The sequence below is a fragment of the Moraxella nasibovis genome, assembly GCF_029581575.1.
Taxonomy (GTDB): domain Bacteria; phylum Pseudomonadota; class Gammaproteobacteria; order Pseudomonadales; family Moraxellaceae; genus Moraxella; species Moraxella nasibovis.
This window is the reverse complement of sequence record NZ_CP089975.1, coordinates 633,036-657,955: the sequence shown is the minus strand read 5'-3', so window position 1 is coordinate 657,955 and position 24,920 is coordinate 633,036. Positions and strand designations below refer to the sequence as shown.

The 24,920-nt window shown below is 46.7% G+C and carries 20 protein-coding genes and 3 tRNA genes; 15 read left to right on the top strand and 8 right to left on the bottom strand.

Going from position 1 to position 24,920, the window contains the following annotated elements; all coding sequences use genetic code 11:
* Positions 1 to 264: 264 nt before the first annotated feature.
* Positions 265 to 1,170, top strand: a complete 906-nt coding sequence (htpX, locus tag LU290_RS03015; protein ID WP_277809083.1) for a protease HtpX — start codon at positions 265 to 267, stop codon at positions 1,168 to 1,170.
* Positions 1,171 to 1,393: 223 nt separating this feature from the next.
* Here the strand turns inward: htpX and LU290_RS03010 are convergent, their stop codons facing one another.
* The 3 genes from LU290_RS03010 to LU290_RS03000 are packed head-to-tail and all read right to left on the bottom strand — an operon-like array spanning position 1,394 to position 3,732.
* Positions 1,394 to 2,650, bottom strand: a complete 1,257-nt coding sequence (locus LU290_RS03010; protein ID WP_277809082.1) for a PIN domain-containing protein — start codon at positions 2,648 to 2,650, stop codon at positions 1,394 to 1,396.
* A gap of 12 nt (positions 2,651 to 2,662) precedes the next feature.
* Positions 2,663 to 3,355 (bottom strand): LrgB family protein, encoded by a 693-nt coding sequence (locus tag LU290_RS03005; RefSeq protein WP_277809081.1) that lies wholly within the window; start codon positions 3,353 to 3,355, stop codon positions 2,663 to 2,665.
* Between the two features lie 11 nt (positions 3,356 to 3,366).
* Positions 3,367 to 3,732, bottom strand: coding sequence for a CidA/LrgA family protein (locus LU290_RS03000; protein WP_277809080.1), 366 nt, complete (start codon positions 3,730 to 3,732; stop codon positions 3,367 to 3,369).
* A 194-nt stretch (positions 3,733 to 3,926) separates the two neighbouring features.
* Between LU290_RS03000 and dut the strand changes: the two genes are divergently transcribed.
* Positions 3,927 to 4,391: a dUTP diphosphatase gene (dut, locus tag LU290_RS02995; protein WP_277809079.1), complete on the top strand. Its 465-nt coding sequence runs from the start codon at positions 3,927 to 3,929 to the stop codon at positions 4,389 to 4,391.
* Between the two features lie 134 nt (positions 4,392 to 4,525).
* The gene (gene argB, locus LU290_RS02990) at positions 4,526 to 5,419 is read left to right on the top strand and encodes an acetylglutamate kinase (protein ID WP_277809078.1); all 894 of its coding nucleotides are present in this window, start codon (positions 4,526 to 4,528) and stop codon (positions 5,417 to 5,419) included.
* A 201-nt stretch (positions 5,420 to 5,620) separates the two neighbouring features.
* Here argB and LU290_RS02985 read toward each other — a convergent pair whose 3' ends face one another.
* Positions 5,621 to 5,968 (bottom strand): arsenate reductase family protein, encoded by a 348-nt coding sequence (locus LU290_RS02985; protein ID WP_277809077.1) that lies wholly within the window; start codon positions 5,966 to 5,968, stop codon positions 5,621 to 5,623.
* A 105-nt stretch (positions 5,969 to 6,073) separates the two neighbouring features.
* On the opposite strand from LU290_RS02985, the gene leuS reads away from it, so the two are divergent.
* From leuS to LU290_RS02945, 8 genes are all read left to right on the top strand, one after another.
* Positions 6,074 to 8,671 carry a leucine--tRNA ligase gene (leuS, locus tag LU290_RS02980; protein WP_277809076.1) on the top strand — a complete coding sequence of 866 codons (2,598 nt, stop codon included), beginning with the start codon at positions 6,074 to 6,076 and terminating at the stop codon, positions 8,669 to 8,671.
* 18 nt (positions 8,672 to 8,689) lie between these two features.
* Complete coding sequence (locus LU290_RS02975) at positions 8,690 to 9,181, top strand: LPS-assembly lipoprotein LptE (RefSeq protein WP_277809075.1); 492 nt, start codon at positions 8,690 to 8,692, stop codon at positions 9,179 to 9,181.
* Between the two features lie 20 nt (positions 9,182 to 9,201).
* A complete protein-coding gene (gene holA, locus LU290_RS02970; protein WP_277809074.1) occupies positions 9,202 to 10,215 on the top strand; it encodes a DNA polymerase III subunit delta in 1,014 nt (337 codons plus the stop codon).
* Between the two features lie 226 nt (positions 10,216 to 10,441).
* On the top strand, positions 10,442 to 11,752 hold the full coding sequence (locus tag LU290_RS02965) for an efflux RND transporter periplasmic adaptor subunit (RefSeq protein WP_277809073.1): 1,311 nt from the start codon (positions 10,442 to 10,444) through the stop codon (positions 11,750 to 11,752).
* A 13-nt stretch (positions 11,753 to 11,765) separates the two neighbouring features.
* Entirely contained in the window at positions 11,766 to 13,808 is a 2,043-nt protein-coding gene (locus LU290_RS02960; protein ID WP_277809072.1) for a MacB family efflux pump subunit, read from the top strand.
* 124 nt (positions 13,809 to 13,932) lie between these two features.
* Positions 13,933 to 14,008: transfer RNA gene (locus tag LU290_RS02955), tRNA-Lys, on the top strand.
* 89 nt (positions 14,009 to 14,097) lie between these two features.
* Positions 14,098 to 14,173, top strand: a tRNA-Lys gene (locus LU290_RS02950).
* A 36-nt stretch (positions 14,174 to 14,209) separates the two neighbouring features.
* Positions 14,210 to 14,285 (top strand) — tRNA-Asn (locus tag LU290_RS02945).
* 321 nt (positions 14,286 to 14,606) lie between these two features.
* Here the strand turns inward: LU290_RS02945 and recJ are convergent.
* The 3 genes from recJ to LU290_RS02930 all read right to left on the bottom strand — a co-directional run bounded on the left by recJ (position 14,607) and on the right by LU290_RS02930 (position 19,446).
* A complete protein-coding gene (recJ, locus tag LU290_RS02940; protein ID WP_277809071.1) occupies positions 14,607 to 16,370 on the bottom strand; it encodes a single-stranded-DNA-specific exonuclease RecJ in 1,764 nt (587 codons plus the stop codon).
* A 59-nt stretch (positions 16,371 to 16,429) separates the two neighbouring features.
* Complete coding sequence (gene ispH / locus LU290_RS02935) at positions 16,430 to 17,371, bottom strand: 4-hydroxy-3-methylbut-2-enyl diphosphate reductase (protein WP_277809070.1); 942 nt, start codon at positions 17,369 to 17,371, stop codon at positions 16,430 to 16,432.
* A gap of 320 nt (positions 17,372 to 17,691) precedes the next feature.
* A complete protein-coding gene (locus LU290_RS02930) occupies positions 17,692 to 19,446 on the bottom strand; it encodes a glutamine--tRNA ligase/YqeY domain fusion protein (protein ID WP_277809069.1) in 1,755 nt (584 codons plus the stop codon).
* Between the two features lie 363 nt (positions 19,447 to 19,809).
* Between LU290_RS02930 and LU290_RS02925 the strand changes: the two genes are divergently transcribed.
* The 3 genes from LU290_RS02925 (at position 19,810) to LU290_RS02915 (ending at position 21,373) form a co-directional block, all read left to right on the top strand.
* The gene (locus LU290_RS02925; protein ID WP_277809540.1) at positions 19,810 to 19,893 is read left to right on the top strand and encodes a type II toxin-antitoxin system RelE/ParE family toxin; all 84 of its coding nucleotides are present in this window, start codon (positions 19,810 to 19,812) and stop codon (positions 19,891 to 19,893) included.
* A gap of 57 nt (positions 19,894 to 19,950) precedes the next feature.
* Entirely contained in the window at positions 19,951 to 20,460 is a 510-nt protein-coding gene (locus LU290_RS02920; protein ID WP_277809068.1) for a peptidylprolyl isomerase, read from the top strand.
* Between the two features lie 118 nt (positions 20,461 to 20,578).
* Positions 20,579 to 21,373, top strand: coding sequence for a UDP-2,3-diacylglucosamine diphosphatase (locus LU290_RS02915; protein ID WP_277809067.1), 795 nt, complete (start codon positions 20,579 to 20,581; stop codon positions 21,371 to 21,373).
* Here the strand turns inward: LU290_RS02915 and LU290_RS02910 are convergent.
* The gene (locus LU290_RS02910) at positions 21,357 to 22,079 is read right to left on the bottom strand and encodes a rhomboid family intramembrane serine protease (RefSeq protein ID WP_277809066.1); all 723 of its coding nucleotides are present in this window, start codon (positions 22,077 to 22,079) and stop codon (positions 21,357 to 21,359) included. The two genes, LU290_RS02915 and LU290_RS02910, sit on opposite strands and share 17 nt — an antisense overlap.
* A 263-nt stretch (positions 22,080 to 22,342) precedes the next feature.
* Between LU290_RS02910 and LU290_RS02905 the strand changes: the two genes are divergently transcribed.
* Positions 22,343 to 24,886 (top strand): TonB-dependent hemoglobin/transferrin/lactoferrin family receptor, encoded by a 2,544-nt coding sequence (locus LU290_RS02905; RefSeq protein WP_277809065.1) that lies wholly within the window; start codon positions 22,343 to 22,345, stop codon positions 24,884 to 24,886.
* The last annotated feature ends 34 nt before the right edge of the window (positions 24,887 to 24,920 follow it).

The window sequence follows — 24,920 nt, the reverse complement described above, 5'->3', positions numbered from 1 at the left end:
AAAGCTCACTCACTTGGTTTTTTATGGTTTTGATTTTTAATACCATCTGCCAAGTGAGTTTTTTCGATGGCTTGTATGATTTTGGGCTAATTTTAGGTTAAATTGTTATTTTTTGTGGCAATAGCGTCCAAATGCTTTTATTTTTTTAAATAAGCCTTATAATAGCCACAGTCACACGGATGATTTATCCGTGAATTACTGATTGAATTACTGGTTTAATTTACCGTTTTGATAACGGAGTTTTTTTAAAAGGAAATGTAGCCCATGATGCGAATTGGTTTGTTTTTATTAACCAACATAGCGGTTTTGGTCGTATTTAGTATCGTATTTAGTATCCTATCCAGCGTCTTTGGCTTAGGCGGAGTGCATGGTGCGGGTGGTTTGAACTACACCAGCCTTGCGGTGATGTGTCTGCTGTATGGTATGATTGGCTCGATCATCTCGCTGTTTTTGTCAAAATGGATGGCAAAAAAATCCACAGGCACGGTCGTCATTGAAACCCCAAGAAACGGCACTGAGCAGTGGCTGGTGGATACCGTCGCCAAACAAGCTAAGGCTGTGGGCATCGGTATGCCAGAAGTAGGTATTTTTGACAACGCTCAGCCAAACGCCTTTGCGACTGGCTGGAATAAAAACAACGCTTTGGTGGCGGTATCCACAGGTCTTTTGCACACCATGACCGCCGAAGAAGTAGAAGCGGTCTTGGCGCATGAGATTGGTCATGTGGCAAATGGCGACATGGTAACACTGGCACTCATTCAAGGCGTGGTCAATGCCTTTGTAATGTTCTTTGCTCGTATCATTGGTAGCTTTGTGGACAGAGCGATTTTCCGTAATGAAAGTGACAGCCCTGGTATTGGCTACTTTGTCACGAGCATCGTGATGGACATTTTACTGGGCATCCTAGCAAGCGCCATCGTCATGTGGTTCTCTCGCCTGCGTGAATATCGTGCTGATGAAATGGGGGCAAGATTGGCAGGTCGTGATAACATGATCGCCGCTCTAAATGCCCTACGCCCAAGCGATGCTCGCCCAGACCAAATGCCAGAAAGCATGAAGGCATTTGCCATTTCAAGTGGTCAATCACAAGGTTTTAGCATTGCCAGTCTGTTCCGCAGCCACCCAACGCTAGACGATCGCATTGCATCATTACAAAAACTGCCAAATTGATGAGTTAATTTTGCAATCTCCACACCCCAAAGATCAGATGGTTTTTGGGGTGTTTTTGTGGGTAAAGTCAGGTCATTTAAGCAAGCCAAATATTCATCGTTAAACAATATACTCACTTCATATCAAAAATTGTACAAAAACCGTTCTCCCTAAGCCATGTCTTCGGGTGGAACGGCTTTCCGTCATGGTTCGACAAGCCCACCACGAACGAAAAAACCTTTGTTTAGTTTTGAATAGAATTTACTACATCACCATACACAACCTGACCATCAACCAAGGACACCCACCGCTGATGGATTGCCAATTTCATCAACAATTCATCACTTTCATCAAGAAAGATGGACTTAGCAACCGCCAAGTATTCGCTTTCATCAACCACAGCACCCACTTTTTGCTCATCATCAATCAATTGAGCAATCCGATCTTTTAGACGATCCACTTTTGCCCGAATAAACAATCTACCATCAATACGGACAAAATGATCATTGCCAGAATTCAGATTGACTGCCGCCCAATTTGCCACCGCTTCATCGTTAAAAACCATGCGACCATCCACCTGTTCCATCACACAATACTCCTGCATGACATGAACAACATTTTGCACGCCAATCTCATGCTCAATATTGACATTCGCTCTAAGCCAATCTGTCAATGAAGGCAAGTCATCTGGCTTAATTTGCGTCAAAGCTAGCAAATCGCAAATAACCTTTAATCGCTTCAAAGACAAATTACTCAAAATCTGCTCGTTTTTTGGTGGCAGTGCCAGCTCCTGTTTGCGAGCTTTAAGCTGAGATTTTTTCGGTGCGTATTCATCAATGGTCAGCTTCGCCCAACTTTTGACATTCTGTTGATTAAAGGCAACCTTGGTATTATTTACTTGAATGATGCGATACTGCTGCAACAGACGAAAAATCTCATCAATACTTTCGTCAGTCAAACGAATTTGCTGATAAATAAAGCCCTTTAGAGTTTTAATTTTGGCAGGACGATTACCCTTGTGCCAATATTTATGCCACACATCGCACAGACGCTTCACATCATGTAAATAAATATTCTCCCTAAATGCTGACAAGCCAGGCAACACACCATCATCAATACTTTTATCCAAGCGATAGCCATCTCTACTGATTTGCTTTACCGTAAATTTCTTATCTTGTAATAATTTAGCAATATGCTCAAAGTCTCTATCTCCAGATAAAATGTAAAATTTAGTCTTTTGTGGCGTAAATTCCCCACTTAATCGCCCTGCATAAAACGCCAAACCAAAATCCGCCCCATTGCTTTTTTTATTAAATGACATTGAGATCAAAAACAGTTTTTTATTTAATAATGCAATCAACGGCTCAATGTCTTGCAAAGCAAAAATGGCGGGCGTTTTGGCAAAACTGACATAAACACGATGATACTTTTTACAAAATGCAAAAATCTCATCGGCTTTGACGGACACATTTTCAATATCCAGTAGCAAAATCTTTTTCATTAAATCCCTGCCCTACACCAGCCACGGCACAATCACAGGTGCTAAAAACGCCGTCAAAATACCATTTAAAATCAAGCCCAAAGTCGCATAAGCCACATGGCGAGAACCCATCTGCATAGATCGTGCCGTGCCTAGTGCGTGCGATGCCGTCCCCAAAGACAGCCCCACCGCCATCGCACGGCGAACACGCACCTGATGTAGCACATACACCCCCATCACTTGCCCTGCCACGCCTGCAATCAGCACGGTCGCCGCACTGATGCCCACCACGCCGCCCAGCACATTCATCACTTCAATGGCGATCGGCATGGTAACTGACTTGGCAGACACCGCAATCATACTGTCCATACTACCGCCCATCGCCTGCACCAGATGCACCCCAGAGACAATACCCACAATCGACCCCACCACCTGTGAGACGATGATCGGTAGCCACTGCGAGCGGATTTTTTGCCATTGTACATACAAAGGCACTGCCATGCACACCACCACAGGTTGTAGCCAAAAACTCAAATGCGAGCTTGCCATTTCAAAATCCGCCCACGAGATGCCAAACAATTTTAAAAACGCAATTACCCCCACAGTGGTGATGAGCGTTGGATTGATGAGTGGTTGTTTGAGTTTTTGTCTTAGCCACACACTCAGCTCAAACACGCCAATCATCACAAACAGCAAGAAAAACGGATTGCTTTTTAAAACAGACAATTGCTCCACCATCAAAGCCCCCTACCTGCTCGCAGTTTTTGTAATTTTCTAAGCCAATCGTAGCTTTTGGCGGTAACAATCAACACCAAAAAAGTACTGATGGTCGTTGCCGCCACCAAAATCCACAAATCATCAGCAATGATGTCCAAATACTGCATGATCGAAATACACGCAGGAATGACCAATAGCACCAAATGATCAAGCATGACTTTGGCAAGTTTTTCCACCGTTTCAAGCCTAACAAGCCCAACCTGCAAAGCACCAAACAACAACAGCAGCCCAATCACGCTGGCAGGCAAAGGCAAATTTAGCACCGTAACAATCGCCTGCCCCAAAAATAAACACGCAAAAACACTCAACACCGCTTTTAATAGCATGGTTTCATCACTCTATAAACTTTAAAAATCAAAAATATCAACCAAAAATACGCCATTGTAACGCAAAGACACACAATCGCCAAAATAAAAATCAAGCAAAGACACATTTTACAATATTTATTTGTTTTGTCATGATGACAAAGCATAAAAATCGGTTATAATTTATCAATTTATACACTCATTAAGGCGATTTTATGAACACCGTCCAAGTCAAAATCCTAAACCCAAAAATCGGCACCGATCCCAATTTCCCGCTACCGACTCGCGCCACCGATGGCTCGGCAGGCATTGATTTGCGTGCGTGCATTGATGAGCCTCTGATTATCAAAGCTGGCGAGACCAAACTCATCGGCACAGGGCTTGCCATTTATATCGCCGACCCCAATTTTGCAGGGATTATTTTGCCACGCTCTGGACTTGGGCATAAGCATGGCATTGTACTTGGCAATTTGGTGGGGCTGATTGACGCTGATTATCAAGGCGAGCTGATGGTGTCGGTGTGGAATCGTAGCGATACCGACTTTACCCTAAATCCTGCCGAACGCATGGCTCAGTACATGGTTGTGCCTGTGGTGCGTCCTGAATTTGAGATTGTTTCAGAATTTAATGACATCAGCGAGCGTGGCGTGGGCGGTTTTGGTAGCTCTGGGGTGAAATGAGCCGCTGACTTGTAGGGGCAAATCCTCATTTGCCCCTACTGAGCGAAAATATTTCACCCCTACCACTCAAAATCAAATTTGTCGCAATTTTAAGGTTTGGTAATGATATAATGCCAAAATTTTAAGGAAAAAATATGCAACACAAATCCCTAACACTAGACGAAGCCAAACACACCAGTGAAGTCATCACCACCGCTTTGCCTTATATCCAGCGATACAAGGACAAACTCATCGTGGTTAAATATGGCGGTAACGCCATGACTGACCCTGTGCTAGAAAGCTCTTTTGCTCGTGATATTGTCCTACTAAAAACAGTCGGCATTCACCCTGTGGTGGTGCATGGCGGGGGGCCGCAGGTGGACAATCTCATGAACGAGCTTGGGCGTGAGTCCGACCGCATTGACGGTATGCGAGTAACCGACAAAGATACGATGGATGTCGTGGAAATGGTGCTGGGCGGTTCGGTGAATAAATCCATCGTCAATCTCATCAACAAACATGGTGGCAAAGCCATCGGTCTGACAGGCAAAGACGCCAATCTCATCAAAGCGACCAAACTTGCCATGACCGACAAAGATGGTAGCCCCATTGATTTGGGCTTTGTTGGTGAAGTTGCCGATGTCAATACCGAAGTCATCAATATGCTCATCGCCAGCGACTTCATTCCTGTCATCGCTCCTTTGGGCGTGGATGAAAATGGCGAGACTTACAACATCAATGCCGACCTTGTGGCAAGTAAAGTCGCTGAGTTTTTAAACGCTGAACGCCTGCTATTACTCACCAACATCAAAGGCGTACTGGATAAACAAGGCAATGTCCTAACATCACTAACCCCCACCGATGTCGATAATCTCATCGCAGACGGTACGATTAGTGGCGGCATGATTCCCAAAATCGCAGGGGCATTGGACGCAGTCAAGGCAGGGCTAAGAAGTGCGACCATCGTGGACGGACGAGTGCCACACGCTTGTTTGCTTGAAATCTTTACCGAAGAAGGCGTGGGTACGCAGATTTTAAGGGAAGTTTAAGGGTTTTAATAGATTAACTTCAAAATTAACTAAAACCGATCGCCCTGAGTCATGCCTTCGGGTGAGCGGTTTTGTAGGTTGTATATTAGGCTCTTCTTGAAAAAATCTAACAAATTCAATGATTTGCAATAATATGTTGAGTTTCTCTATCGCTCAACCCAACCTACATAAGGTGTATTATTGACAAACATTTATCAATAATTATAAAGCCCCTACCCACTCCCCTTCATCAAAGCCAATCAGTGCCACACCATCACCCATGACGATTGGGCGTTTTAGCACGCTTTGGTTGGCTTTGACAATCTCATACATGGCACTCATGTCGCCACTGCTCAAGATGACTTTGGTGTTATCGTCAAATTTACGATAAGTCGTACCTTGCTTGTTGATGACCTTATCACCAAAAGTCGCTACAAAATTGGCAAATTCATCTTGACTTAATACCGCTTTTTTATAATCAAAAAACTCATAATCAACGCCTTTTTGATTTAAAAAATCAAACGACTTTTTCATGGTGTTGCAATTTTTAATGCCGTAAATTTTTAGCATGGCGTTTCTCCCAATTTTATCAAACCAAGTTCAAAAACATTAGCAAATTATAACAAAATTACGCTATAATAACCTGTTATTTTATTTTTTCATTTTGAGATTTTTATGTTACAAGATTACAATTTTAGCGCCATTGAGCAAGCCCAACAAGCCAAATGGCAAGCCGACCAGCGTTATCACACCGACAACTTTGATAACGGCAAACCCACCCGTTATATGCTCTCCATGTTCCCTTATCCAAGTGGCAAACTGCACATGGGTCATGTGCGTAACTACGCCATCACGGATGTTTTGTCTCGCTACTATCGCCAAAAAGGCTATGATGTCATGCAGCCGATGGGCTGGGACGCGTTTGGTCTGCCTGCTGAAAATGCGGCGATTGCCAACGCTGTCGCCCCTGCCAAATGGACTTTTGCCAACATTGACAATATGCGTGAGCAATTAAAATCGCTGGGTTTATCGATTGACTGGTCTCGTGAATTTGCCACTTGTACGCCTGAATATTACAAATGGGAGCAGTGGCTGTTTTTACAACTTTACAAAAAAGGCTTGGTCTATAAAAAACTTGCCACCGTCAACTGGGATCCTGTGGATAACACCGTACTTGCCAATGAGCAAGTCGTTGATGGTCGTGGCTGGCGTTCTGGGGCGATTGTTGAAAAGCGTGATATTCCGATGTATTATTTTAAAATCACCGATTACGCAGACGAATTGCTTGAAGATTTAAAAACCCTAGAAGGCAAATGGCCAAAACAAGTGCTGTCTATGCAGCACAACTGGATTGGCAAAAGTCATGGCATGGAGCTGTCTTTTGATTATGAAATCGATGGACAAGCGGACAAATTGACCGTCTTTACCACGCGTCCTGATACTTTGATGGGGGTAACTTATTTGGCAGTTGCTGCCGAACACCCATTGGCTCAATATGCCGCTCGCCACAATGAAGCCATCGCCCAGTTTTGTGCCGAATGCAAACAAGGCTCGGTTGCCGAAGCTGACCTTGCCAAAGCCGAAAAAGTCGGTATGGGCACAGGACTTACCGCCAAGCACCCAATCACTGGCGAAGATGTGCCTGTATGGGTTGCCAACTATGTGCTGATGAGCTACGGCTCAGGAGCAGTGATGGCGGTGCCTGCTCACGATGAGCGAGATTTTGAATTTGCCAACAAATACAACCTACCAATCCGCCAAGTCATTGATGTCAAAGGTCAAGCCTACGACCAAACCACTTGGCAAGAATGGTACGCCGACAAAGAAACTGGCGTATGTGTCAATTCTGGCGAGCTTGACGGTCTAAATAAAGCCGATGCCACCGCCAAAATCGCCGAGCTACTAGGCGATAACGGCAAAATCACCACCCAATACCGCTTGCGTGATTGGGGTGTGAGCCGTCAGCGTTATTGGGGCTGTCCGATTCCGATGATTAACTGTACTTATTGCGGTACGGTGCCTGTCGATGAAGCAGATTTGCCTGTGGTGCTGCCAACTGATGTCGTACCTGATGGTCGTGGCAATCCTTTGAAAAATATGCCAGAGTTTCTAAACTGCACCTGTCCAAAATGCGGATCGCCTGCCGAACGAGAGACCGACACTTTTGACACCTTTGTTGAGTCTAGCTGGTATGCCCAGCGTTTTACCACGCCACATGACGACACGCAGATGGTTGGTCGTACTGGTGCGGACAAATGGCTGTCTGTCGATCAATATGTGGGCGGTGTGGAACACGCAGTTTTGCATTTGTTATACGCACGCTTTTTCCACAAAGTCATGCGTGATGAAGGTTTGGTCGGTGGCGATGAGCCATTTGCCAATCTGCTTGCTCAAGGCATGGTCTTGGCTGGCACTTTTTATCGTGAAAACGCAGACGGCAGTAAGACTTATTACTTCCCACACGAAGTGAGCGTGGAGAATGGCGAGGCGACTTTGATTGCTGATGGCAAGCCTGTAGTGATTGGCAAAATTGAAAAAATGAGTAAGTCCAAAAACAACGGCATTGACCCACAAGACATCATCAATGAATATGGTGCGGACACCGTGCGTCTTTATACGCTATTTACCGCCCCTGCTGACCAGACGCTAGAATGGTCGGATTCCGCCCTAAAAGGCCCGCACAATTTTGTGAAAAAAGTATGGCGTATCGCAGGCGAGCATTTGACCGCCATCAACGACAAAGACCAAGCTGCTCTGGTGGTGGATAAGGCAAACTTAGGCAAAAATGCCAAAAATCTCCGCCGTAAAACGCACGAAACCATCGCCAAGATTGATGTTAGCTTGGGCGAACATCTGGCACTGAACACACCAGTCTCCGCCTTGATGGAGCTTGCCAATGAGCTTGGTGGTTTTGAAGTGGCGAACGACACCGACCTTGCCGTCCGCCACGAAGCCATCATCGCTCTATTGTCCATGTTGGCACTGTATGCACCGCACGCAGGCGAGCATTTGCTGGAACAATTTGGCTTTGACAGTCGCAGCATCACTTTCCCAGTGCTGGACAAAGACGCTTTGGTCAATGACAGCATTACCATGGCAGTACAAGTCAATGGCAAAGTGCGTGGTCAGATGGAAGTCGCCACAGGCTTGGACAACGACACGCTCATCGCCCTTGCCAAGGAAGTGGAAGGCGTGGATAAATTCCTAACAGGCGACATCAAAAAAGCCATTGTCGTACCAAACAAGCTGGTCAGCTTTGTCGTGGCGGGCTGATTTTTAGGAAATGCATTTATGAAAAAAGCCCTAACCCTTGCTTTCATCATGGCGACAGCCACAAGCCTAAGTGCTTGTGGTTTTGCCCTGCGTGGCACAGCGCCTGACGCTCAGATCAGCGCCACTCATGCCCACACCGCCATCATCTTGGCAGATGATCAAGCACTACTCACCCTAAAACAGCCTTTGATCAAGCACCTACAAGCGCTCGCCATCACGCACCAAGCCGACTCTGCCAATCAAATCAAGATCGAACAGCTCAATTTGCGTCGTTATGAGCTGGTGGGTACGCTGACCGAAGTGCGCCTTGTGCTGTCTGCCAATGTCAGCTACACGCTCGGTGGCAAGACCGTGCACTCCCCTGTGCAAGTCGAGCAAAGCTATCAGTACAATGAGGCCAGCGTCAGCACCCTAGACCAACAAGGCGAAAAGACCAAGGTCTGGCTTTATGACCATCTGGCAGAGCGCATCGCTGAGCAATATTACGCCAAAGCCAAACAAGGCTTCTGATTTTAAGAGCTTAGCATGCCATGCAGCAGCGTTTTTTGCCATTTTTTAATCAACTGCTCAGCCAGCCACTGACCACACCACTGTCGGGCTTTTGGCTCATTCATTCGGATGAGCCACTCACCGCACAGTGGCTCATTGACGCCTGCCGACCCATTTGGCAAGCCAATCAACAGACCATCAAACGCATCGAGCTTAGCAGCCATCAATCTTGGCAGACAGTCATTAGCGAGCTTGACAGCCTAAGTCTGTTTGGCGACACCAGCGCCATCATCGTCACAGGCAACCACAAGCCAAAAAGCGACAAAGGCAGCAAGACAGATTTGCTCGCCACCCTTGAAAGACTTGCCAAAGACACGCCACACCATCTGATTTGGTGTCTGCCCAAGCAAGACAAAAAGTCGCTTGCCACCAAAGCCATCAAGCTCTTTGATGCACACGGAATCATCATCGATGGCAATCTGTATGACGAAAGCATGCGCCAAGCCCTACTACAAACCTGCGCCGCCAGACTTGGTGTTCGTCTGACCGCTGACGCTTGGCAAATGCTCATGGCACACACCGAAAACAACCTACTGACCGCCCACCAAAACCTATGGCGGCTCTCCCTATTGCACAGCGACATCGTCGATGACGAGCAGTTCAAAGCCTGCCTGATCGATGGCGCAGAATTTAGCGTGTTTGACTTATCGGACAATATCTTGGCGGGCAATGCACCCAAAGCCTTGCAAATCCTAGCCCACTTAAAAAACACCGAAGTCGCCCCAAGCATCGTTCTTTGGGCGCTTAGCAAAGACGCCAGACTCATCGCTCAGCTCCACGCAGGCAAAGACGCCCAAGATTTGGGCATTTGGCGAAATAAAACTGCCCTATACATAAATGCCGCACGCCACACGCCGCCGCACATTGCCCAGAGCTGGAGCCTAGATTTACTAGACATCGACCAAGCCATCAAAGGCATAGAAGATGGCGATGTCTGGCACTTGTTGCAGCGGCTGATATTAAGCATGTGTCACGCTACCCCTTTTCATCATTGACAATCTGGCAACAAAATCATAAAAATCACCGACAAAATGCCAAATTTTGTCATCATTAGCACAGATACTTTTGCTATCATAAATCAATTTTGCCACCTTAAATGTCAAGCACAGCTCAACGCCTTGATGCTTGCTTGTCTTGGTGCTGCGTAAAGCAGCCAAATCAGCCGTTTTTTACACCATGTGCAAATTCTGCAACAAATACAACAAGCTTACTGGGTCAATCATGAAGACAACCAACAATCATGCCAAGTCTCGTTCGTACAAAAAATGGGCAATCCTACTCGCCCTTCTTGCGATGGTCGGGCTTTTGATTTATCAATTTGCCAAACCAAAACCCACCGCCCCCACTTATCTCACCGCACCTGCTGTCATGGGCGACATCGAAAGCACCGTCATGGCATCTGCCAAGGTCAAGCCCATCAAAAGCGTGGATGTGGGCGCGCAAGTCTCAGGCAGAATCGTCAAGCTGTATGTTGAGGTGGGCGATGAAGTCAAGCAAGGTGACATCATCGCTCAGATCAGCCAAGTAGAACAAAAAAACACCGTCGCCAACGCTCAGGCAAATCTAAATCAAGCCAACGCATCTTTGGCGCAGGCACACAGCGCTTTGCGGTCGAGTCGTGGCTCGATTGGCAGCAGTCAGGCGGCACTCGATGCACGCATCAGCGAGCTCAATAAAGCCAAAAAAGCCTACGAAAGACTGGCGTCTTTGATCAGCATTGATGCGGTGAGCCGTCAGGATTATGACGATGCCAAAGCAGCAGTTGAGGTCGCCGAGGCCAATGTCGCCGCCGCTCGTGCCAACTTACAAAATGCCAACAACGAAGTATTGAGCGCCCAAGCTGCCATCAAAAGTCAAGAGGCCGCCATCGCCAAAGCCCAAAACGACCTATCCACCGCCACCGAAGATCTGAGCTACACCACCATCACCGCGCCAATGGACGGTACAGTGGTCTCCATCACCCAAAAAGAAGGCACGACAGTCAATGCCAACCAATCAGCGCCAACCATCGTGACGCTTGCCGACCTAAGTCGTGTCCGCATCAATGCCCAAATCTCCGAAGCAGATGTCATCAAGGTATCCACAGGCATGCCAGCTCGTTTTAACATCATTGGCAGCCCTGAGGCGCAGTTTGATGCCGTCTTGACAGGCGTTGAACCCGCCCCAGAAGTCATCAGCTCGACCAGCAGCACCGACTCCGCCGTGTACTACATCGGCTATCTGGATGTGGACAATGCCGACAGACGCTTTCGCATTGACATGACTGCACAGGTAAACATCATCGTCAATGCCGCCAAAAATGTCCTAACCATTCCTTCTGCCGCCCTACAAAATGACGGCGGAAAATACAGCGTGCGTGTGCTGGATGCAGATGGCAACGCCAAGCCCATCCCTGTGGAAGTCGGTCTTGACAATCGAGTCACCGCCGAGATCAAATCTGGTCTGAACGCAGGCGATCAAGTCATCATCGGTGAAGATGGTGGACAAGAACAAGGTGGTCAAGGTCGCTCTCGCCCACCAATGATGCGCTGATGTGGGAGCTGACATGAAGACACCATTGATCGAAATCAAAAATCTGGTGCGTGAATTTCCTGCTGGCGACAGCATGATTCGCATTCTACATGGGCTTGATCTGACGCTTTATCAAGGCGAGATGGTCGCCATCATTGGGCAGTCTGGCTCTGGCAAGTCCACTTTGATGAACATCTTAGGCTGTTTGGACAAGGCGACATCAGGCAGCTACACCATCTTTGGCAAATCGGTGGACGAGATGGACTCAGAAGAGCTTGCCAAGCTACGCCGTGAGCATTTTGGGTTTATTTTCCAAAGGTATCATCTGCTTGGCGACATCAATGCTCTTGATAATGTCACCGTGCCTGCTGTCTATGCTGGCATGGACACCGCCCAAAGACGACAGCGTGCAGGCGAGCTTTTGACTCAGCTTGGGCTTGGCGAAAAGCTGTCCAATCGCCCAAATCAGCTCTCAGGCGGTCAGCAGCAGCGTGTTTCTATCGCCCGAGCCTTGATGAATGGCGGCGACATCATTTTGGCAGACGAGCCGACAGGGGCGCTAGACAGCGGCTCTGGCAAAGAAGTCATGGGCATCTTGCACAAGCTTAAAGACGAGGGGCATACCATCATCATGGTCACGCACGACCCAAGTCTGGCAAGCCAAGCCGAGCGAGTCATTGAGCTTAAAGATGGGCGCATCATCGCCGATTATTACACCCAAGAACTCTCTGACACACCTCAGCTTTCCGTTCGCTCTGATCCTGCCGAAGAAAGTAAGAAGAGCCGTCATGGTTCGACAAACTCGCCCCAAACAACCCTAAACCCTGTGAGTAAAAATACCTTTGGCTCAAAAGGCGCCTTTTTGGGCATGATGGACAGATTAAAAGAAGCCTTTAAAATGTCCATCTATGCGATGAAAGCCCGCAAAATGCGGACGCTACTCACCATGCTTGGTATCATCATCGGCATTGCGTCTGTCGTCTCCATCGTGGGTCTGGGTCAAGGCTCACAAGCCAAAATTTTGTCCGACATCAACGCACTTGGCACCAATACCATCACCGTGATGAATGGCTATCCGTGGGGCGACCCCAGACGGCGGTTTGGACGAGACAATCTGACAGTGGCAGACGCAGAAGCGGTGGCAAATCAGTCCTACGCTCTGTCTGTCAGCCCCATGGTCAATAAGACCGTAAGCATACGCCATCAAAACATCGATGCCACAGGCACAATCAATGGCGTGGGCAAAGACTATCTGTCTGTGACGGGCGAAAAGCTAGTGATGGGGCAAGGATTTACTGAACAAAGCATCAGAAGCGCCGCCCAAGATGTCATCATCGACCAAAACGCCTACCAGACTTATTTTAACAGTCAAGGCAATCCCATCGGTCAGACACTGCTCATCGGCAATGTGCCAGCTCAGGTGGTGGGCGTATTATCCCAAAAGACCTCATCATTTGCCCGCACCAGCAACTCCCCCACCGTTTATATGCCCTACACCACCGTCATGTATCGTATGCTAGGCACCAGCTACATCGATCGCTTTGTGGTATTGATCGATGATGGCACGCCCTCCGCCATCGCTGAGACCGCCATCAAAGACCTGATACGCGCACGACACGGTGAAGAAGATTTTAACATCATGAACACCGACTCCATCAAAGAGACGGTCCAAGCCACGACCAGCACGATGACCCTACTCATCTCATCCATCGCCATCATCTCTCTCATCGTCGGCGGCATTGGCGTGATGAACATCATGCTCGTCTCTGTCACCGAGCGCACCAGCGAGATCGGCGTGCGCATGGCGGTGGGCGCCAGACAGTCCGACATCATGCAGCAGTTTTTGATAGAAGCGGTGCTGGTGTGCGTATTGGGCGGCGCACTGGGTATTTTACTTGCCTTTGCGATCGGTGCGGTGATTAACAGCCTTGGCAATGAAAGCATGGCGGTCATTTTCTCGCCTTTATCCATCGTCGCCGCTTTCGTCTGCTCCACGCTCATCGGTGTGGTTTTTGGGTTTTTGCCCGCCAGAAACGCCTCACGACTCAACCCCGTGGACGCACTGTCGCACAACTAACCCCATCATGCCAAGCCCAGCCGCTTGGCGTGTTTTTAATTTATGGAGTATTTTTTACAAAAATCTCAAAAAACGCTTGCAAAGTAAAAAATATCCTGTATAATACGCACCACATTAGCGATAAGGGTCGTTAGCTCAGTTGGTAGAGCAGTTGACTTTTAATCAATTGGTCGCAGGTTCGAATCCTGCACGACCCACCATTATCCTAATATCAAGTAAATTTTTTAAATTATTTTAAAAAAATTACTTGCAAAGTTGAAATTATCTAGTATAATACGCAACACAAATCGGGTCGTTAGCTCAGTTGGTAGAGCAGTTGACTTTTAATCAATTGGTCGCAGGTTCGAATCCTGCACGACCCACCATTCTTTAAATGACCGATGATTTAAAGAATGCTACATTCCCCAATAGCTCAGTCGGTAGAGCATCGGACTGTTAATCCGTGTGTCCCTGGTTCGAGCCCAGGTTGGGGAGCCATATTAAAAAAAAGACCTTCTCTTTTGAGAAGGTCTTTTGTTTTGTACCAAGATCAAAATTATCACCGTTTGAAAATACATATCCACCGAATTGATAAAGCAATACAGCTTTTGCGGGCTGGGTTGAACGAATGTAAAACCCAACATTTGTGGTGTAACTTATTGATTTTGTTAGGTTTCGTGCCTCAACCCAACCTACAACATCACATCATTCCTTGGTAATTTTACCATTCGTCAGGTGCAAAAAAGACTAATTGTTGTCAAATAAAGATGACAAGCACAACCTCGCTCATCATCTTAATTTCATGGCGAGGTGGCTGATTTAGACAGGCGATACCATCGGTGCGATTTGATTGACCGCCAAATCCTTGATGACCAATTGCAGGCTCTGACTGCCCTGCCATTCATTGATGTCCAGTGCATATAAAATATGCACAAAACTGGCACGATAATCCCATTTTTCGGCATCATAATTAAACCAAATCGCATCAATGGGATACTGCACTTGTGGCAGACGCAAAGTCAGCTTTAAATGCTTATCTTTCATCACACGAAAATTTAGCACCTCAAACACACCATCAAAGGCAGGCGGTGCAAAGCCATTACCCCAGACACTGACATCTTTAAGCCTTTGGGCAAAACTTAGGCTAAAATCCTCAGGCAAAAGCTCGCCATCGGTAAACTGCTCCTCGTTAAATACCGACTCATCAAAGCCTGCCATGACTTCCAAAAACGCCTCTTTAAACGCCTCAAAATGGCGTTTTTCAATGGTCAGACCTGCCGCCATCGCATGACCGCCAAAATGGGCAATCAAATGCGGATGAGCAATCGCCACCGCCTCAATCGCATCACGAATATGCACGCCTGCGATGGAGCGAGCCGAACCTTTAATAAAATCTCCCTCGCCTGTCTTGTCGCCATCAGCAGGGGCAAACACGATGGTCGGACGATACAGACGCTCTTTGATACGCCCTGCGACGATACCAATCACGCCTTGATGCCAATTGTCTTGGTGCAGAATAATGGTGCGTGGCAAATCCATTTCATCATCAGAATTTAGGTGCAATTCTTGAATGATTTGTGTCGCCTCATCTCGCATTTGCGTTTCAATGGCACGGCGAGAGTGGTTGAGTTTATTAAGCTCTAATGCCAGCGTGTGCGCCGTACTCCAATCATCAGCCAGCAAACACTCCACGCCTGTACGCATATTGTCCATACGACCTGCGGCATTGATGCGTGGTGCGATGGCAAAACCCAAATCATCACTGCCAATCTTCTCATGATCTCGCCCAGACTGCTCCAAGATGGCAAGCACGCCATGACAAGCACGCCCATCACGAATCGCCGCCACGCCATGCGTTACCAAAATGCGGTTATTTTGATCAAAAGTGCCGACATCAGCAACCGTCCCAAGTGCCACCAAATCCAGATATTTTGCCACGCTGGTGGTGCGTTTGCCTGCTTGTCTGCGAAGGCGAGCGACACGCCCCATCACATAAAACGCCACGCCCACGCCCACCAGTGATTTACTGGCGAACGCACAGCTTTGCTGATTGGGATTGACCACCGCAGAAGCCTTAGGCGATGGCTTGGTAGTTAAGTGATGATCGGTGATGATGACTTCAATACCCAATTCATGAGCCTTTTGCACGCCCTCATGGCTTGAAATGCCATTATCCACCGTGATGATGACCTCAGGATCAAACTCTGCCGCCCCAAAGCTGACAATCTCAGGGGTCAAACCATAGCCAAATTTAAAGCGATCGGGGACTAAAAAATTGACATCCGCCCCCATTTCTCTTAGACAGCGCACCATCAAGGCGGTAGAAGTCGCCCCATCACAATCAAAATCGCCAATGATCAAAATTCGCTTGTGATCAATGGCATCATCAATCAGCCTTGCCGCCTCTTCAAGCCCCAACAAATCACCTGCGGGCAACAGACTGCCCACCGAAGTGTCCAGCATCTCAACGCTATGGATGCCACGAGCCAAAAACACACGACCAAGCGTCTTTGAACCAAGCTGTCTTGCCAAATCATCATCCATCTCGCCTGCCAATCGCAGTGATAAATCAAGCTTTTTCATGTCATCTTCTTATTGTTCGTTTATTTTTATCAATTCATCGCACCAACATGACTCAAAAATCAGTCCGCCTTGGTGAGCGATTTTGGCAAGCTAAAAGTCACATTCTCTTCAATACCGCCCAGCTCCACAGGGGCGTCCGCCCCCCACGCCTGCAAGGTATCTAGCACTTCTTGGATCAAAATCTCTGGGGCAGACGCACCAGCGGTGACGCCCACCGCCGTCACACCATCAAACCACGCACGATCCATTTGCTCCGCATTATCAATCAAATAAGCCTTCGCTCCCAATCGCTCAGCAAGCTCTCTTAGACGGTTTGAATTACTGGAATTGGGACTGCCGACCACAAGGACGATTTGGCATTCTTTGGCAAGCGATTTGACCGCATCTTGGCGGTTTTGGGTGGCATAGCAAATGTCATCTTTGCGTGGGGCGTTGATTTTTGGGAATTTATCTTTTAAAGCATCAATCACGACCGCCGTATCGTCCATGGACAGCGTGGTTTGGGTAACGAAAGCAAGCTCTTTGTTTTCATCAAACTGCAAATTCGCCACATCAGTTGCGTCTTCCACCAGATGAATGCGACCGCCAAAACTTGTGTCAAATCGCCCCATTGTCCCTTCCACCTCAGGGTGTCCTGCGTGTCCGATTAAAATGGCGTCCATACCTTCTTTTGCAAATTTACCCACTTCAATATGCACTTTGGTAACGAGCGGACAAGTGGCATCAAACACCGTCAAATCACGGCGAGCCGCCTCATCTTCCACCGCCTTAGAGACGCCGTGTGCCGAAAAAATCACAATCGCCCCATCAGGCACTTCGTCTAGCTCTTCAACGAACACCGCCCCACGATTGGCAAGGTCTTCCACCACAAACTTATTATGCACCACCTCATGTCGCACATAAATGGGCGGATTAAAACGGCGAAGTGCCTCATTGACGATGGCGATGGCACGATCCACGCCTGCACAAAATCCTCGTGGATTGGCTAATAAAATTTTCATAATTTACGCTCTTTTTTGTCTTTTCTTTGGCTGACTACTTTATCACATTTATGGGTTTTACGCATTAACTTTATACCCACCGAGCTAACAAAGCAATACAGTCGTAGGTTGGGTTGAGTGAAACAAAACCCAACAATTTCAATGAGTTGTACCAAAAATGGTGGGTAAAACTCACCCTACACAACCACCTGATTTTGTGGCAACTTTACCACTCTGTGGATATATACCCGCCCAGTCCCAAAATCAACACAAAAAACCGCAAACTTTAAGCTTGCGGTTTTTGGATTGATTATTAAAAGTCAATCAAATATTTGCACTCATCAAAAACTGTCTTTTAGACCGACGATTTGATTGTACACAGGCAAATCTTTGGTAAATTCTACGCTGTCCGCCACAAAGTAGCTTTCTCGTTCAAACTGGAATTTATCGCCTGCCGACACATTCGCCAATGACGGCTCAACCACCGCCTGATAGACGGTCAGCGAATTTGGGTTGAGATGTTGCTTGATCCACAAAGTATCAGCGTCTGTATCCGCATCCAGTACATCTTTTTCGTGCAAAGTCGCCTCAACATTGATCTCATCATCTTCTAGCAGTAAATGCTCATACATACGCACCACCGCCGCCACGCCATGACTTGCCGACACCCAATGAATCACGCCTTTGACCTTGCGACCTTCTGGATTATTCCCCAAAGTCTTAGGATCAATGGTGGCAATCAGCTCGCTCACCTCGCCACGATCATCAGTGATGCATTCTTCCACCTTTAAAATATAGCTGTTACGCAGGCGAATCTCACTATTTTCTGGCGACAGACGCTTGTAGCCTGCTGGCGGATTGATCTCAAAGTCCGTCCGATCAATGTAAATTTCTTTGGTAAATGGGATTTCACGCTCGCCCATTTCTACATTTGGGTGCTTAGGCTGGGTCAGCCATAGCACGCCATCAGTAAGGCGAGCTTTGACGGTTTCTTTTTTTAGAGCCTCAAAATTTGCCACCGCCTCTTCAAAGTTTTTGATGGTAACTTTTAAAGGACGCAACACCGCCATGCCTCGTGCGGTGGTGTTTTCAAGGGCATTTCGCACGCTAAATTCAAGCTGGCGAAAATCCACCACACCATCTGCCTTAGAAATACCCACACGCTCACAAAAATCACGCAAACCTTCGGCAGGATAGCCACGGCGTCTCATGCCTGCCACCGTTGGCATTCGTGGGTCATCCCAACCTGACACCACGCCCATATCCACAAGGCGTTTTAGTTTACGCTTAGAAGTGAGCGTATGATCAATGTTCAAACGGCTAAATTCATACTGGCGTGGTGGCACATCAAAGCCCACTTTCTCCACCACCCAATCATAAAACGGACGATGGTCCTCAAATTCAAGCGTACATAAAGAATGCGTAATGCCCTCAATGGCATCAGACAATGGGTGGGCATAATCATACATCGGATAAATGCACCATTTGTCGCCTGTTTGATGATGATGGGCATGCATGACACGATAGATGACAGGATCTCTCATGTTCATGTTGGCATGATTCATGTCAATCTTGGCACGCAGTACCGCCTCACCCTCTTTATATTTGCCCTCTTTCATGTCATTAAAGCGAGCCAAATTCTCCGCCACGCTCGCATTTCGCTGCGGCGACTCCACGGACGGCTTGCCAAAGCCACCACGATTTTCACGAATCTCTTCTGGCGTTTGTAAATCCACATAGGCATCGCCTTGTTCAATGAGCTTGACCGCCCATTCGTACAGCTTGTCAAAATAATGCGACGCATAACGCACCTCGCCTGCCCAGTCAAAGCCAAGCCACGCCACATCCGCCTTAATGCTATCCACATAGTCCTGCTTTTCGGCGGTAGGGTTGGTGTCGTCAAAACGCAGATTACACACGCCATCAAATTCATTCGCCACGCCAAAATTTAGGCAAATGGACTTAACATGACCGATGTGCAAGTAGCCGTTCGGCTCAGGCGGAAAACGAGTCACAATGCTCGTATGCTTGCCAGACGCTAAGTCATCACGAATGATTTGGCGGATAAAGTCGTTTTTTTCGGGTAGATCGGTCATGAGTTTTTCCAATTATTTAAAAAGGGTAAATTTCGTTATTTTAGCATAATTTTTATATAAATTGACAAAATAAAATTTTCAAAAACCCCACCAAGCATCACCGCCCATGTTGCATAAAAGGGGATAATAACAAGTATTTAATGCAGGCGTGCATCATGCAAGTGATGAATATTTTTTCAAAACCCAGCGTTCGCCCTTGATGAGGTATGAAAGGATGGTTTGTATTGGCAAAACCAAAGATAACAAAGTCTTAAAACACAGTAGCACCTTGATTATAAAGACTGTCAGAGCTACCCTTTTGATGGCATTGGTAAGCCCGAACCCTTCTTAAAACACAACCCAACAGGCTGCTGATCGAGACGCATTGATGACACCGATCGTTTGGTTTATTGCTATGAAAATAAAACACTCATCATCATTTCATGTCATTTTCATGATGACGCTTAACAACTAAATAAATTTTTGTTATAATAGCCAAACTTTTCACTTTATTTAGGAAATCCTATGGACATGCCAGTAGTACAGTTTGACACCACGCACGGCGCCATCGTCATTGAGCTTAACGCCGAAAAAGCCCCTGTAACCGTCGCCAACTTCCTAGACTATGTTGAAAGCGGTCATTATGACGGCACGATTTTTCACCGTGTGATTGACGGCTTTATGATTCAAGGCGGCGGCATGGATGCGGACATGAATGAAAAACGCACCGGCACCCCAATCAAAAACGAAGCCGACAACGGTCTTAAAAACGACATCGGTACCATCGCCATGGCTCGCACCAATGACCCACATTCTGCGACCGCTCAGTTTTTCATCAATGTCAAAAACAACGACTTTTTGAATTATTCAAGCCCAACACCACAAGGCTGGGGCTATGCGGTGTTCGGCAAAGTCACTGACGGTATGGATGTGGTGAACCAAATCAAAGGTGTGGCAACTGGTCGCTACGGCTATCACGCTGATGTGCCAACCACGCCAATCGTCATCAACTCTGCCAAAGTAGTGTCTAAATAATCAGCCTGCTTTGACAGTTTGATTTGACTGTTTGATTTGATAATGTTAGGGGCGAATCTATTCGCCCTTTTCATTGTCGATTTGTCATCGGTAAAATTGCAAAATGGCACGATCAATCATGCAAAATTTTGACCATCTCATCACCACTCGTCCGCATGACATTCATGCAATCTTTATCGCCGATTTGCATTTATCAAGTGACACGCCTGCGCTAAATCGGGCGTTTTTGGCATTATTAAAGGATTTGACCGCTCTGCCAAATCTACAAAGCTTCTACATTTTGGGCGATTGGCTAGACAGCTGGATTGGTGATGATGATTATTTAAGCTTAACTGACGATGAAAAAAAGACGCACTTTTTGACGCCGATTTTAAGCGCCTTAAAAAATTTGTCATTAGAAACAAGCATTTACATCATGCACGGCAATCGAGATTTTGCCATTCGTCAAGGGTTGTGTGATACTTTTGATGGCAAGCTCATCAAAGAACCCTATCTTTTAAAGCTTGATAAAACCTACCGCCTAGAACACGGCGACCGCCTTTGCACTGATGACAAACGCTATCAACGCTATCGCACAGTCATCAGAAACCCTGTGATTTCTTGGCTTTTATTAAAACAACCACTCACCAAACGCCGACAGCTCGCCCAAAAAATCAAAGCCAAATCCCACCACGATAAAAACCAAAAATCCACCACCATCATGGATGTCAATGCCGATGCGGTGGCAAATGCCATTCAAGACTGCGATGTCTTGATACACGGGCATACGCACCGCCCTGACACACATCATCTGGGCGACGCAAAGCGCATGGTGCTTGGCGACTGGCGACATACCGACAATCAAGTGCAAGCGGTGATCGGCGCGATGGTGGGCGATGCGGTGGGTTTATGGGTATTTAAGCGGCGTGCATGAGTGCCATCACCTCGCCATGCAGCTGCCACCACACCCCACCAAAAACGACCAACAACCCCAGCACAAACAGCCAAAAAGCCACGCCAGACAGCCGCCAGCGATACATCGCCCAAATAAGCAGCGCACACAGCGCACCCACGCACGCACCACCAAAGTGCGCTGCATTATCAATGCCCTCAATGGCAAATCCCATCACAAAATTCAGCCCCATGACGCTCGCCAAAGTGTTGGTATTTAGCACAAACATGGTAGGCGTCTTGGTCAATGCCAGCACCAGCAAAAACATCCCCAAACCCATGATGCCGCCCGATGCCCCTGCCGACAGCCCAACGCCCTCGCCAGCCAAAACCTCTTGCCATGTGATGTAAAGATTTAAAAGACTGCCGCCCATTGCCGACAGCAAAAACAGCACCAAAAACCGCCCTCGACCGACAATCTGCTCCACCACTTGCCCAAAGTAGTACATGGCAAAGCTGTTAAACAAAAGATGCAAAAGCCCAATGTGTAAAAATGCACTCGTAACCAGTCGCCACGGCTCGTGTGTCAGGGTCAATGGCAGAAAATTTGCACCAAAGCGCAGCAAATCCTCCGAGCTTGGCTGATCAAAATTAACGCCTTGAATCAGCTGATACACAGCAAAGCCCACAAAACTTAGGATAAATAACAAAGTGACGGGCGCTTTTTGATAGAGAGTCTGAATATTCATGAAAGTGTGTGATGTGTGTGATAAAGATGGGTAATTTGGCTAAATATTGGCTTGGTTTTGGCTAAAATCAGCTCAGCTTTTGGGTATTATACCGCATCTGATGGCTGATTTTGCAGATGATAAATAACATTAAATGAAAATTTTAATCAAACAAGATGAATTATTATTTACATTCATATCCTTACTAAGATATAATACAAACAATGCAGTACAGTAACATTGTTACAATCTGCCATCAAACAATCATCACATGAAGGATTATCATGAAAAACTCACTTCCCACCACCAAAAAAGCCCTGCTTGCCGTCATCATACCTGCACTCATGGCTCAGTACACGCCTGCCTTCGCCGAAGATACCAGCGACCAAATACAGCAAGACGCAGAGCCAGAAGTGACGCTTGAGACATTAAAAGTCACGGTGACTGGCACACCAAAAGAACAAGTGGGCGAAACCATCGTTACTCGCCGTGAGCTGAATGAGCAAATGGTGCAAGACAATAAAGATTTGGTGCGTTACAACTCAGAAGTTGCTGTCGCTGAAACTGGTCGTTTTGGCAGTAAGGGCTTTGCCATTCGTGGTGTTGATGAAAACCGTGTTTCTATGCATGTTGATGGCGTTGCTCTACCTGAATTAGAAGTGAATCAAATTTATATGCCCTATGGCTATATGTACAGCGGTCGTCTCGCCCTTGACCCTGAAATCATGAGAAGCGTTAGCATCCAGACAGGTGCCGATTCTTTAAAATCAGGCAATGGTTCATTGGGCGGTTCAGTGAATTATACTTCCAAAGAACCCCATGATCTCATCAAGTCCAACAATAGCTTTGGTGGTTATGTCAAAGCTGGTTACACCAGCAAAAATGAAGAAAAGATGACCGCACTTGGCTTGGCAGGTCGTACTAAGCACATGGAAGGCTTGATTAACTATGTCCATCGTGAAGGTCATGAGTTAAAAAATCATCGCATGGAAAAACACGATTCGGACAAACTTGTCATTGACTACCCATTTTCTAGCGACATGATTGGCACAAGTGGCATTTTACCCGACCCCAACGCATACAAAAGCGACAATGTCTTGGCAAAACTGTATTACCATGTCAATGACAACCATCGCTTTGGCGTGTTTGGCAATTATCTAACCAGAAAAGACCATACCTACGCCATCACCAAAGGAACGCTATCCAGTCAACGCCGTATGGCTTATGATACAGCCAATATGGAGAGCTATGGTCTAAACTATCGATATTCATCTAGCAACAGCACTTGGCTGGATCAGATTAAAGCGGAATTTACTCATCAAAAAGTTGAGGGCATTGCCCATACGGACGCTCGCTCCACCAGTTGGCGTACTGGTCTTGTTGATATGAACGACTCCTACACAGCAGAACACCGCCCAACTTCTGACACCACCAAGCAGTTTAAACTTAATACCGATTTCCTACCATTAGACTTTGGTAAGTTTGGCACACATAAATTTAGCACCACTTTACAGTACGCTAATAAAGACTATTCTGCCATCCCAAAAGACCAAAACATCTGCCCTGGTACTTCTAAATGGCTCTGTAATGGCAACGACACACAAGACAGAGAGACTTTTGTTTATGTACCAAACATAGAACGAAACATCTTCTCATTCGTTGCGTCTGACGACATTCAAGTCAATGATAAATTGGATGTGCAGGTAGGCGTGCGTTATGATAATTACAAATACAAACCAGAATTTAGCAATGATCAACAATCACTATTTACCAAATTTCCTGATGCAGGTTATGGATTGTTGCAAGACACATCAAGACAAAGACGCTCGGACTGCGATGCTCAATTTGGTGCTTGGTCTTGGTTTGCCGACCCTGTCCGCCTAGCTCAATGCTACCAAGCCTATGATGACTTTGTACAATATCGTACAAATTTCCAAAACGCCTTTGCTAATAACAATCCTTATTCCGAAGATGCCATCACATACAACATCGGCTTAGGCTATCAGCTGACCGACAACTGGAAAGCTAATTATAAATACGCCACAGGCTTTTTGATGCCGACCATCACGCAACTGTACAGTGCTTTTCATGGTAATGGTGTGCGAGAAGAACCAGGCTTTATTCATGGACTTCGCCCTGAAACCGCCAAAAGTCATGAATTGGAACTTAAAGGCGAATTTGAAAAATTTAGCCTAAAACTGTCTGGCTATCATGTCAATTATAAGGATTTTATCAATATCAATGTCCAAAACAGACCGCTTAATAGCGTTGGCTATGACACCATCACCTATTATAATGTAGATAAAGCCAAGACCTACGGCGGTCGCATTGGTGGCACTTGGGATATTTCAGAAATCGCAAAACTAAGTGGCAGATTGCAACTGGTGGGCGAATATGCCATAAGTAAGGACAGCACCAGTCGTGGCACAAACCTAATCGCCAATATGCCAAATAATGGTGTGGTCGGCTTTGACTACCATTCAGCCAACGATGATTATGACATTCATGGTCGTGTACGCTATGTTGGTGCAAAAAAAGCCAGCGATGCCAAAATCGAAGGTTCAAACAACACCATCGTTGTGTCTGATTACCTGCCATATAGCAAATCCTACACAACATTTGATCTGTATGGCACGAAACGCTTTAACAACGGTTTTAGTATTTCAGCAGGTGCCTATAATATCTTCGACAAAAAATATCACAGCTGGGAAACCTTAAGAACCTTCATGGGTGCACAAAACATCAACGCCATGGTTCGTGGCAACGGCATGGAGCGATACTCATCCCCAGGTCGCAACTACGCCCTATCTTTGACTTACGAGTTTTAATTCTAAATAAAAATAAAAAAGCCAATCTTTATTG

Excerpts from the sequence above, each read along its gene's own strand:
- htpX (WP_277809083.1), top strand. The coding sequence starts at position 265 with ATGATGCGAATTGGTTTGTTTTTATTAACCAACATAGCGGTTTTGGTC.
- LU290_RS03010 (WP_277809082.1), bottom strand. The coding sequence starts at position 2,650 with ATGAAAAAGATTTTGCTACTGGATATTGAAAATGTGTCCGTCAAAGCC.
- LU290_RS03000 (WP_277809080.1), bottom strand. The coding sequence starts at position 3,732 with ATGCTATTAAAAGCGGTGTTGAGTGTTTTTGCGTGTTTATTTTTGGGG.
- dut (WP_277809079.1), top strand. The coding sequence starts at position 3,927 with ATGAACACCGTCCAAGTCAAAATCCTAAACCCAAAAATCGGCACCGAT.
- argB (WP_277809078.1), top strand. The coding sequence starts at position 4,526 with ATGCAACACAAATCCCTAACACTAGACGAAGCCAAACACACCAGTGAA.
- LU290_RS02985 (WP_277809077.1), bottom strand. The coding sequence starts at position 5,968 with ATGCTAAAAATTTACGGCATTAAAAATTGCAACACCATGAAAAAGTCG.
- leuS (WP_277809076.1), top strand. The coding sequence starts at position 6,074 with ATGTTACAAGATTACAATTTTAGCGCCATTGAGCAAGCCCAACAAGCC.
- LU290_RS02975 (WP_277809075.1), top strand. The coding sequence starts at position 8,690 with ATGAAAAAAGCCCTAACCCTTGCTTTCATCATGGCGACAGCCACAAGC.
- holA (WP_277809074.1), top strand. The coding sequence starts at position 9,202 with ATGCAGCAGCGTTTTTTGCCATTTTTTAATCAACTGCTCAGCCAGCCA.
- LU290_RS02965 (WP_277809073.1), top strand. The coding sequence starts at position 10,442 with ATGAAGACAACCAACAATCATGCCAAGTCTCGTTCGTACAAAAAATGG.
- LU290_RS02960 (WP_277809072.1), top strand. The coding sequence starts at position 11,766 with ATGAAGACACCATTGATCGAAATCAAAAATCTGGTGCGTGAATTTCCT.
- recJ (WP_277809071.1), bottom strand. The coding sequence starts at position 16,370 with ATGAAAAAGCTTGATTTATCACTGCGATTGGCAGGCGAGATGGATGAT.
- ispH (WP_277809070.1), bottom strand. The coding sequence starts at position 17,371 with ATGAAAATTTTATTAGCCAATCCACGAGGATTTTGTGCAGGCGTGGAT.
- LU290_RS02930 (WP_277809069.1), bottom strand. The coding sequence starts at position 19,446 with ATGACCGATCTACCCGAAAAAAACGACTTTATCCGCCAAATCATTCGT.
- LU290_RS02920 (WP_277809068.1), top strand. The coding sequence starts at position 19,951 with ATGGACATGCCAGTAGTACAGTTTGACACCACGCACGGCGCCATCGTC.
- LU290_RS02915 (WP_277809067.1), top strand. The coding sequence starts at position 20,579 with ATGCAAAATTTTGACCATCTCATCACCACTCGTCCGCATGACATTCAT.
- LU290_RS02910 (WP_277809066.1), bottom strand. The coding sequence starts at position 22,079 with ATGAATATTCAGACTCTCTATCAAAAAGCGCCCGTCACTTTGTTATTT.
- LU290_RS02905 (WP_277809065.1), top strand. The coding sequence starts at position 22,343 with ATGAAAAACTCACTTCCCACCACCAAAAAAGCCCTGCTTGCCGTCATC.